Raw genomic sequence first — 8,164 nt, forward strand, 5'->3', positions numbered from 1 at the left:
GCAAGTTAGGTGATGACATTTACGTGGAACTTGCCCCTAACGCCCAAATTATTATTCCTAAACGTTTGCAAGAAAAGCTTGTGGGTCATATTGATAAGCCCGTGTGTCTAGGCATTCGACCTGAACACATAAATATTGCCGCTGATGATGAGATGGTGAACGTACACCCTGGTGAGCTGACCGTGGTTGAAAACTTAGGGAATGAAAAATACCTGTATTTCAAATTGGGTGATAACGAAATTGTTGCGCGAGTGAATAACCAAAGCATAAGTACATCAGATATTGGCAGCCAAGTACGCTTTAATTTTGATTCTGCTTTTTGCCATATTTTTGATGGTGAAACCGAACAGAACCTGACGTTGTAAAATCAGGCCTTATTGGCATTAACTATCGTAGATGAATGGTTTCAATAGAACGTTCTAACACCTCACTTTAATAATATGCCCTAAGTATCTCACTTTGGCTTAAGGGCATAATAAAAATATAAATGAATCCTGAGAACTCATTCTCAAGATACTGTCACGCCTCAATTAAATAGAACTTATATAAGGAAGGTTTTATTCGTACAGCTGACTTCATCGCTTCTGACATTATTTAACGCGGCCGTAATGGTTGTATGGGAGGGAGGCTATATAGCATGCTCACGAAACACGACCTGATAGTTAAATCGCGTGACAAGAATATAAAACAATAACCTACACCAACATAACGTGAATAAAGGACGACACATGAAGAATAAGCTTATTGTGCTATCAGCATTACTGGCTTCCCTACCTGCTATGGCAGATTGGAACCAGGCCTATTTCCGTGGTACAGCCAATAACTGGCAAGCCGAATCTATGGTTAAAGTGAAAGCAAACCACTGGCAAATAGTGAAAAAATTTAATACCGGTGATGGAACGAACTCTCCTAGTTTTAAGGTTGATCGCTTTGGTGATTGGTCTGAAAACTACCCTCTATCAAATTTCTCAGTTGACCCTAATAAAACCTACGAAATTAATTTCTATGACGACACGAATAAAGTGGTGGTCCATGAAAAACTTCCCTTTGATATGCGTGATGAAACCATGTATTTCGTGTTTCTTGACCGTTTCTATGATGGCGATTCAGCCAATAATACAGCGACGGGTGCCGACATGTATTCGGCAGACAAATCGGATTTCAAAAAATACTTTGGTGGTGACTTAAAAGGTTTAACTGCAAAGCTAGATTACTTGCATGATATGGGGATCACGGCCATTTGGATAACGCCTCCAGCAGATAACATTAACGTGCCTGACAGTCGAGGCGGTGCGGGTTACCACGGCTACTGGGGACGTGACTTCTTTAAAGTTGACGAGCATCTAGGTACCGTTGCCGATTTTAAAGCATTAAAGACGAAAATGGATAGCTACGGCATGAAACTCGTGCTGGACTATGCGCCTAATCACTCTAACCCTGATGATGAAGGGGAATACGGTGTACTTTATAAAAAGGGTGTTCGAGTTACCGACTACAAAAATGATAATGCAGGGTATTACCATCATAATGGAGCGATCGCTGAAAACGGTAAAGATTGGGAATGGAACGACGCATGGGCGGTTCGTAATAAAACCTTGTTTAACTTAACCGATTTTGACCAACGTAAAGATGGCCCTGCGCGTCAGTACTTGATTGATGGCGCGAAATTCTGGGTTGATTTAGGTGTGGATGCGATTCGTATTGATGCGGTGAAACATATGGATAAAGAGTTTATCCAAGATTTTACTGGCCAAATAAACGCGTACGCGAAGAAAAGCCAAGGTAAAGATTTCTATTTCTTTGGTGAGTGGATGGATTCAGGTGCTGACGCAACAGGATCAAACTTTGCCTCTATCGATTTTGCCAATACATCAGGCTCTGCATTGCTTGATTTTGGTTTGAGAAACACCATCGAAAACGCCTTGCTACAACACAATGGAACTGGCATGTATGCCATTAATAACTACATGAAGCTGAGAGACCAAAAATTCACAAGCAGTGATTGGCAAGTGGTGTTCTTAGATAACCACGATGCGTCACGTATCTCTACCGTTTTACGCTCAGACGCGAAGAACTTTGGCGCAGGCAAAGACAAGTGGGGTGGTCGTCAAAGTGTTGCATTTGCACAAGACAGAGTGGAGTTGGGTTTAGCGCTTATTATGACCTCTCGTGGCATTCCATGTATTTACTATGGAACAGAGCACTACGCGGCTAACTTCACTACCAACAGTTTTGGCCAACAAGGTAATGACCCATACAACCGTGAAATGATGCCAAGCTTTGATAAAACGACCAATGCTTACAAGATGATTAAAAAGTTGAGTAAGTTACGTAAAGAAAGCTATGCGGTGCAGCAAGGTGATTATATTGAGCGCTGGATCAGCAATGATGTATTGGTATATGAACGTAACGCAGGCGATGACGTAGTTGTGGTTGCAATGAACCTCGGTCAAGGTACATCGGTTAACGCGGTGAATTTAGGATTGGCAAACGGAACTTACGATAGTGTATTAGGCACTGACCAAGTGGTTGTTTCTAATGGCAGCGGCACATTTAACCTAGACCAAAATGAAGTGGTTATCTTACGCACTAAGCATTAACCAGTAAGACAGACTCTTAATAACGGTTTACTGGTTTTCGATTGAGTTTCAACTGCTTAAGCCTCGTACATATTGTGCGAGGTTTTTTTTGTTTTTTCTTTGCTCGAGCTAGTGGAATATTCTTCATTTTATCGAATTCCAACTAAAATCCTGCCCAAGGGTGTCTTTTCTACAAGAAAACTAGTCGAAGCCTTAACCATGATCTACAATACGGCAAAATTCTAACTCGACTATTTTCAGGAAGAGCTGCATGTACATGAGCACTGATGAGGTTCGCAATGCGTTCCTTAAGTTCTTTGAGAGCAAAGAACACCAAATCGTAGACAGTTCATCGTTAGTTCCACATAACGATCCAACCCTGCTATTTACTAATGCAGGTATGAACCAATTCAAAGATTGCTTCTTAGGCGCCGAAAAACGTGCCTACACTCGAGCAACTACGGCTCAGCGTTGTGTACGTGCGGGTGGTAAACACAATGACCTTGAAAACGTAGGTTTCACGGCTCGTCACCACACATTCTTCGAAATGCTAGGTAACTTCAGCTTTGGTGATTACTTCAAAGAAGAAGCGATTGGGTTTGCTTGGGAATTCCTGACTGAAACACTAGGTCTGCCAAAAGATCGCCTGTTAGTAACGGTTTACGAGACAGATGACGAAGCATTCGAAATCTGGAACAAGAAAGTGGGCATCCCAGCTGACAAGATTGTTCGCATCGGCGACAAAGAAGGCGGCAAGAAGTTTGAATCTGATAACTTCTGGACAATGGGTGACACTGGTCCTTGTGGTCCATGTACTGAAATCTTCTACGATCACGGTGAGCACATCTGGGGCGGCCGTCCTGGTACACCTGAAGAAGATGGTGACCGTTTCATCGAGATCTGGAACAATGTATTCATGCAGTTCAACCGTCATGCTGACGGCACTATGGAACCGCTACCTAAGCCAGCTGTAGATACTGGTATGGGTATTGAGCGTATTTCTGCAATCATGCAGGGCGTTCACTCTAACTACGAAATTGATGTATTCCAAAAGCTAATCAAAGCGACAGCAGAAGTGGTAGGTCATGACGACCTATCTAACCAATCGCTGCGCGTTATTGCTGATCATATCCGTTCTTGTTCATTCCTAATCGCTGATGGCGTTATGCCTTCAAACGAAGGTCGTGGCTACGTTCTACGTCGTATTATTCGTCGTGCAGTTCGTCACGGTAACAAGATTGGTGCACAAGGCGTGTTCTTCCACAAGCTTGTAGGTGTACTGGCTGAAGTGATGGGTTCTGCTGCAGATGAACTTAAGAAACAGCAAGAGCTTGTTGAAAAAGTACTTCGCATTGAAGAAGAGAACTTTGGTCGCACGCTAGAGCGTGGCATGGTTATCCTTAACGACGCATTGGACGCACTTGAAGGCAAAGAGCTTGACGGTGAAACAGTCTTCAAACTTTACGATACATATGGCTTCCCAGCTGACCTTACTAACGATGTAGCTCGTGAACGCGACTTTACTATCGATGAAGAAGGCTTTGAGAAGGCGATGGAAGCACAGCGTAAGCGTGCACGTGAAGCGGGTCAGTTCGGTACTGATTACAACGCAACGATCAAAGTAGACACGAACACTGAGTTCTGTGGTTACACAGGTACTGAAGGTGCGGGTGAGATTTCTGCGTTATTCGTTGACGGCGAAGAAGTATCTTCACTATCGGCTGGCGACAAAGCAATCATCATCCTTGAAGAGACACCATTCTACGCTGAGTCAGGCGGTCAATGTGGTGACGCTGGTACGCTAAAAACAGCATCTGGTCTATTCAAAGTACAAGACACTCAGAAGCTAGGTAACGCATTTGCTCACCACGGTGAGCTAGTTGAAGGTGTATTTGCTCAAGGCGATAAAGTAGAAGCAACGGTTGACGCTGAGCGTCGTGCTGCTATCTCACTAAACCACTCAGCAACTCACTTACTTCACTCTGCACTACGCGAAGTTCTAGGTGAGCACGTTGCTCAAAAAGGTTCTTTAGTTAAGCCAGACAACCTACGTTTTGACTTCTCTAACCTTGAAGCGGTAACACCAGCACAGATTAAAGAAGTAGAGCGTCTAGTTAACGCACAAGTTCGTAAGAACCATGTGATTGAAACTAACATCATGGACATCGAGTCAGCGAAAGAAAAAGGTGCGATGGCACTGTTTGGCGAGAAGTACGATGATGAAGTTCGCGTTCTGTCTATGGGCGATTTCTCTACTGAGCTTTGTGGTGGTATCCACGCAAGCAACACGGGTGATATCGGTCTATTCAAGATCACTTCAGAAGGTGGTATCGCTGCGGGTATTCGTCGTATTGAAGCGGTAACGGGTGAAGCTGCTCTAGATGCAGTAGAAGCTCAGGCTAACGCTTACGAAGAGAAGCTTGCTGAATCAGCTAAGAAAGCGAAATCTCTAGAGAAAGAAATCCAACTGCTTAAAGAAAAGATGGCTGCAGCTGAAGGTGCAAACATCATGGGTAAAGTAGAAGAGATCTCTGGTACTAAGGTACTGGTTGCTGCCATTGAAGGTGCAGACAACAAGAACCTACGTACTATGGTTGATAACGCTAAAAACCAAGTAGGTAGCGGCATCATCCTGATCGCGAACGTAGCAGACGGTAAAGTTGGCCTGATTGCTGGCGTAACTAAAGACCTTATCGGCAAAGTTAAAGCGGGTGACCTCGTTAAGATGGTTGCTGAGCAAGTTGGTGGTAAAGGCGGCGGTCGTCCAGATATGGCTCAAGCGGGTGGTACTGACGTTGAAGCATTACCTGAAGCGCTTAAATCAGTACGTATTTGGCTTGAAGAGCGTCTTTAAGCTTAAGTAATTGATAACAAGATGCCCAATCAGATGATTGGGCATCTTTATTTTGACTAGTAGAAGAGTCTCTTAATCAGGTTTGATTGAGATTAACCAAGAAGTTTAATGGTTGCGTTAGACTCCTTGGTTAATTTTTTATTGCTTCGCTCTGACGCGGAGTATGTGTTTTTTTGTCATATATAGACATTGGTCTTGGGAAGGTGAGGACGGGTGAAAATGCCTCTTATCGTGCAGAAATTTGGTGGAACGTCGGTGGGTTCAATTGAACGAATCCATCATGTAGCAGAAAAAATCATTGAAGCGAAAAATGAAGGGAACCAGATCCTGGTTGTCGTTTCTGCTATGTCAGGTGAAACAAATCGGTTAGTTAACTTAGCTTCACAAGTTGATAGCGTACCAAACGCTAGAGAGTTGGATGTGCTGTTGACGGCCGGAGAACAAGTTTCCATGGCTTTGTTAGCGATGACGTTGCACAAGTTGGGTTATGAAGCGACATCGATGACTGGCTATCAAGCCAAAATACACACCGATTCTAATCATAATAATGCGACGATTGAGCGTATTGATACCGCTCCTATTAAAGCGCTGTTAGATGATGACCAGATTGTCATTGTTGCAGGTTTTCAAGGCGTTAATGCGAAAGGTGATATCACAACCTTAGGGCGAGGTGGTTCAGACACCACAGCCGTTGCGTTGGCGGGCGCCCTTCAAGCGAAAGAGTGTCAGATATATACCGATGTTGATGGCGTATATTCCTGCGATCCTAGAGTGGTTAAGCAATCTAAGAAATTAGATACCTTAGACTTTCCCTCTATGGAAGAAATGGCTCGCAGAGGCGCTAAGGTTTTACACCTTCCATGTGTTCAACATGCGTGGCGACATAATGTACCATTGAGAGTGCTTTCGAGCTTTGAAGAAGGCGAGGGAACTCTTATCGCGGGTAATGACTGTTTGAATGATATTGCTGGGATAGCTATTCAAAGAGATATGGTTCGCATCGAGTGTTTGAATCAAGATTTACCGTCTCTCATGTCGCATTGCCATTTATTAGGGATTGAAGTCTGTAGTGTGATCGAGGAAACAGAACGGGCAGCACTCATTATCAAACCGGACATTAGTGCTAAATTAAAACTAGTTTTTGACGAGAAAATCCGTAATAGTGAACAGGTTAGTTTGTTAACTGTGGTAGGAAGCCGAACACAAGAAATTGTGGTCAGTTCACATGGATTGTTGTCTGAAGGCGAAATTGATGTACAGCATCACTTATTGCAACAGCAGTCTTTAACTTTGGTGATATCACCAACGCAAGTCGATATGGCTGCTAACATATTACACAATGCATACATCGTAGCGCGTGAAACACAGGGTTATCCTAAAAAAGAAGTGCATTTTGGTTAAATAAACTCAATCGATAGTTTACGAAAATATAACTTTTGTTGGATAATGCTCGCGTAGCTAGATAAATTTAGAGATTACTCAAGGAGCAAAGAATGCTAATTTTGACTCGCCGCGTTGGCGAAACACTGATGATTGGTGACGAAGTAACAGTTACTGTACTAGGCGTTAAAGGTAACCAAGTACGTATTGGTGTTAACGCACCTAAAGAAGTATCTGTTCACCGTGAAGAGATCTACATGCGCATTCAAGCTGAAAAAGGTAATGGTAACGTTGCACCTGGCAACTACTAATACTTTTGCGTAGAGAAGAGGCTAGCATTGTTGCTAGCCTTTTTTGATCTTGGGGGAATGGAAATACGCATGTGAACATCGATGGGGTGGTAGCGGGTTAGTCTTAACGCGGTGAAGTGAGAGCTTTATGGCGTTATGAAATACAAATAGGATCGATCATCGCTGTTACACGGTATTTTGTCTGCGCAAACTCAAGATTTGTTAGTTTCCCCTATGGCGCAAATTTGCATCCCGTAGTATTGTGCAAACAGCAGTGACACTTACTGCGAGATAAATTAGATAATTGTTTTCTGCTGTTTATTATTGCCAATCTTTCACCTTAATTTTTAAGGGAAAAAGCGCGATTTGAAGCTTATAAGTTCAATTTGCAAGCGCTTTGATTAAATAGCAAACGGTTGAGTGTTTTTGTCCAATTTTTTTCAATAAAGTGTTTGACATATTTTCGGTAAAACGTAATATGTGCCTCCGCAAGACGGTGAGGTGGCCGAGAGGCCGAAGGCGCTCCCCTGCTAAGGGAGTATGTGGTTTGTAGCCGCATCGAGGGTTCGAATCCCTCCCTCACCGCCATTTCTTGCACGTTTGAATTTGCAAGCAAACACAGAAGTAACAATGTGCGCCCTTAGCTCAGCTGGATAGAGTACCTGGCTACGAACCAGGCGGTCGGAGGTTCGAATCCTCCAGGGCGCACCATTCTCTTTACTCTTACTTGTAAGTGTTTCGAGAATAATGAATAAGGTGAGGTGGCCGAGTGGCCGAAGGCGCTCCCCTGCTAAGGGAGTATGTGGTTTGTAGCCGCATCGAGGGTTCGAATCCCTCCCTCACCGCCATTCATTATAGGCCTATGGCCTTTTTTTTGTTTCGTAGAAACAGAATGTGATATATTTCACAACTTCTTCTCTTGAAGATACCGTGCGCCCTTAGCTCAGCTGGATAGAGTACCTGGCTACGAACCAGGCGGTCGGAGGTTCGAATCCTCCAGGGCGCACCACTATTTAGGGTTTTCATTAATCCTGATGTTGAACGTTTAGTTTTAACTGCTT

The 8,164-nt window shown here is 43.6% G+C and carries 5 protein-coding genes and 4 tRNA genes; all 9 read left to right on the forward strand.

Features of this window, described 5'->3' with window-relative positions:
* Positions 1-365: TOBE domain-containing protein (locus AB4653_RS21100; protein WP_372105256.1), on the forward strand; the 365-nt coding region annotated here is incomplete at its 5' end.
* A 363-nt stretch (positions 366-728) separates the two neighbouring features.
* Positions 729-2,600: an alpha-amylase family glycosyl hydrolase gene (locus tag AB4653_RS21105; protein WP_009847622.1), complete on the forward strand. Its 1,872-nt coding sequence runs from the start codon at positions 729-731 to the stop codon at positions 2,598-2,600.
* Positions 2,601-2,850: 250 nt separating this feature from the next.
* Positions 2,851-5,433, forward strand: a complete 2,583-nt coding sequence (alaS, locus tag AB4653_RS21110) for an alanine--tRNA ligase (protein ID WP_009847621.1) — start codon at positions 2,851-2,853, stop codon at positions 5,431-5,433.
* Between the two features lie 219 nt (positions 5,434-5,652).
* A complete protein-coding gene (locus AB4653_RS21115) occupies positions 5,653-6,834 on the forward strand; it encodes an aspartate kinase (RefSeq protein ID WP_009847620.1) in 1,182 nt (393 codons plus the stop codon).
* Between the two features lie 92 nt (positions 6,835-6,926).
* Positions 6,927-7,124, forward strand: a complete 198-nt coding sequence (gene csrA / locus AB4653_RS21120; protein ID WP_009847619.1) for a carbon storage regulator CsrA — start codon at positions 6,927-6,929, stop codon at positions 7,122-7,124.
* Positions 7,125-7,598: 474 nt separating this feature from the next.
* Positions 7,599-7,691: transfer RNA gene (locus tag AB4653_RS21125), tRNA-Ser, on the forward strand.
* 46 nt (positions 7,692-7,737) lie between these two features.
* Positions 7,738-7,814, forward strand: a tRNA-Arg gene (locus AB4653_RS21130).
* Positions 7,815-7,858: 44 nt separating this feature from the next.
* Positions 7,859-7,951 (forward strand) — tRNA-Ser (locus AB4653_RS21135).
* An 84-nt stretch (positions 7,952-8,035) separates the two neighbouring features.
* Positions 8,036-8,112 (forward strand) — tRNA-Arg (locus tag AB4653_RS21140).
* Positions 8,113-8,164: the final 52 nt, after the last annotated feature.

The organism is Vibrio sp. 10N.222.48.A3 (assembly GCF_041475345.1).
Classification (GTDB): domain Bacteria; phylum Pseudomonadota; class Gammaproteobacteria; order Enterobacterales; family Vibrionaceae; genus Vibrio; species Vibrio tasmaniensis_A.

Coding starts and splice junctions, on each gene's coding strand:
- AB4653_RS21115 (WP_009847620.1), top strand. CDS start 5,653: ATGCCTCTTATCGTGCAGAAATTTGGTGGAACGTCGGTGGGTTCAATT.
- alaS (WP_009847621.1), top strand. CDS start 2,851: ATGTACATGAGCACTGATGAGGTTCGCAATGCGTTCCTTAAGTTCTTT.
- AB4653_RS21105 (WP_009847622.1), top strand. CDS start 729: ATGAAGAATAAGCTTATTGTGCTATCAGCATTACTGGCTTCCCTACCT.
- csrA (WP_009847619.1), top strand. CDS start 6,927: ATGCTAATTTTGACTCGCCGCGTTGGCGAAACACTGATGATTGGTGAC.